The following is a 2,259-nucleotide window of genomic DNA, read 5'->3' as shown; positions in this document are numbered from 1 at the left end:
TTTAATAGCTTCGCCGACACTAGTTTCATTGCCATAGGCTGCTGCTGTATCGATATGACGGTAGCCAGCATTTAAAGCTGCTAAAACTGCATCTTTAGCAACTTGACCGTTTGGCGTTTGCCAAGTACCAAAACCAACAACTGGAATTTCTACACCGTTATTTAATTTGTAAGTATCTGTTAGCATATTTTACTTGTCCTTCCTTCTAAAAGCACTATCAACTAACAAAAGATAAGTTGCTTACTAATAGTAAACCATATTATTTAATTTTTCAACAATTTAAACTCCAGTTTTACTGGGTTATGGTCGGCATAGCGATAATCTGTATTAATATTAACCGCACTAGCTTGTATATTTTTAGAAACAATAAAGCCATCGCCAACAGTTTGATAATTAACTTTAGGTTGATACTTCATATCAGTCGAACGTACCGTTGCTACCTGCATTCGATTCTTAGCTTTTACCATGACAAAATCTTTTGGCAACATCTTTTGGCTTAAAACGGAAACCCAGGTTGGTACTTTTTCTTGGTGAGCAAAGTGCTTTAACATGTCTCTTCCCAAAGCATGATTAAAATCGCCACCAACGATTACGTAATTACCAGCGTGATATTCCTGCTCAATTACTCGTGACAGTAACTTCATTTGTGCCTTACGCATTTTGCCACCTTTATCATAAGCCGACATATGACTATTAATTACTAATAACTCCTTGCCGCCTTTGACAGGATACCTCATCATCGTAAAGCAGCGATCTAAATCAGTAAACTTAGAAATAAAGGCACTGGTAATCGGATACTTTCTTCTCACTGTACTATCGAGGTGATATTTGCTTAAACTTAGCAGCCCAGATTGAACGCTACCATGTGGATCAGTCAAAGGCCATAACAAGTAGGCTGAGTGAAAATTATTCGCAAAGGTATAGTCATAACCCGGCAATCCTCGTTCGACTAGTTTGACCTGATTGACATAGTGGCTTCTAGTAGAATGCGTGTCAATTTCCTGCAAGAGAATAAAATCTGCTTTGAGTTGTCTTAACGTCTTTATTACGCCGTTGGTCGACGCCATTACCGCTTGCTTAGAGAAGGCCGTACCTCTTGTGCCTTGCGTTTTTTGACCATTCTTAAGCTCACCTTGATCCATGAAAAATGAGAACTTTTGATTGTAGGCACCAAAACCTACATTGTAAGTTACCGCACTATAAGATCGATTCAAAGCTAAAGTAGCTGTTTGCTGGCGACCAATAGTTAGCTTCTGCTTGTCTGGCAAGCGATAGTAGTGCAATTGCATATAGCCAACGTATCCTGTTAACAATACCGCAAAAACCAGCAACAAGCCTAACAAATATTTTCCGATTTTCTTAATTAACTGCAATGACTTTTTATCCCCTCTCAATTTTTATGCAAAATCGTGTCTCATTAAATTGATAAACTCAGGGTAAGTCTCAACCTCAAAGCGTGGCTTCAAATCTGTAATCGTATTTTTACGGTGCCGGTGATTGAACCAGATGCTATCGACGTGATAGAGGCTGGCACCTAAGATATCGGATTTTAGGCCATCGCCAAAAAAGATGGTTTCACTAGGCCCGATTTCCGTTCTACTAAAGAAGTAATCAAAAATGTGCGAATTTGGCTTAGAATATTGTGCTTCTTCAGAAGTTACAATCAAATCAAAATAAGTTTTGATTCCTGCTAATTCCAAGCGATGACGTTGCATATATTTTTCGCCATTACTGAGAATAGTTAGTTTGTAGCCCTGGCGCTTGGCAAATTTCAAGCTATCTTCTACCCCAGGAAGCAGCTTATGCGTTTCACCAAAATATGAGCGGTACTCGTTCATTATTTCGGTACCATCAACCGTCAATCCAAGGTTTTGTTTTAAAAATACGCGAAAGCATTTTTCTGAAAGTTCATCATAGGTAATCCTACCTAATTCAAGATCACGCCACAAGCTTTGATTATAAGCATGGTATTGCCGTTGTAAATCAGAAGTTAACGGCCACTTGTGGGAATTAAACAAACTGTGTAAGGCAAAATTTTCGGTATCAGCAAAGTCAATTAAAGTATCGTCAACATCAAAAATAATTTGTTTATAGCGCATGATTCTGTCCCTTCTATAAAAATTAGTCTGAGAGATTATTATAACAAAATCAATTACTTGTCCCCAATACTTGACAGACTATGTAAGTGTCAATATTTTTGCGGTAACCCATAAACCATTAGTCTAATCTTGCTTTCTTAAATATTTATATGATTTAAAC

The 2,259-nt window shown here is 37.7% G+C and carries 3 protein-coding genes; all 3 read right to left on the bottom strand.

Annotated elements, in window-relative coordinates:
* The coding region (locus tag BN52_RS07050) for an aldo/keto reductase (protein ID WP_040473470.1) at positions 1–186 on the bottom strand (186 nt) is incomplete at its 3' end.
* A gap of 77 nt (positions 187–263) precedes the next feature.
* Entirely contained in the window at positions 264–1,373 is a 1,110-nt protein-coding gene (locus tag BN52_RS07045; protein WP_008473743.1) for an endonuclease/exonuclease/phosphatase family protein, read from the bottom strand.
* 24 nt (positions 1,374–1,397) lie between these two features.
* Complete coding sequence (locus BN52_RS07040) at positions 1,398–2,099, bottom strand: YjjG family noncanonical pyrimidine nucleotidase (protein WP_008473742.1); 702 nt, start codon at positions 2,097–2,099, stop codon at positions 1,398–1,400.
* Between the last annotated feature and the right edge of the window lie 160 nt (positions 2,100–2,259).

Origin of the sequence: Lactobacillus gigeriorum DSM 23908 = CRBIP 24.85, from assembly GCF_000296855.1 — a bacterium.
Taxonomy (GTDB): domain Bacteria; phylum Bacillota; class Bacilli; order Lactobacillales; family Lactobacillaceae; genus Lactobacillus; species Lactobacillus gigeriorum.
This window is presented reverse-complemented; position numbering and strand designations above follow the sequence as displayed.

Excerpts from the sequence above, each read along its gene's own strand:
- BN52_RS07040 (WP_008473742.1), bottom strand. The coding sequence starts at position 2,099 with ATGCGCTATAAACAAATTATTTTTGATGTTGACGATACTTTAATTGAC.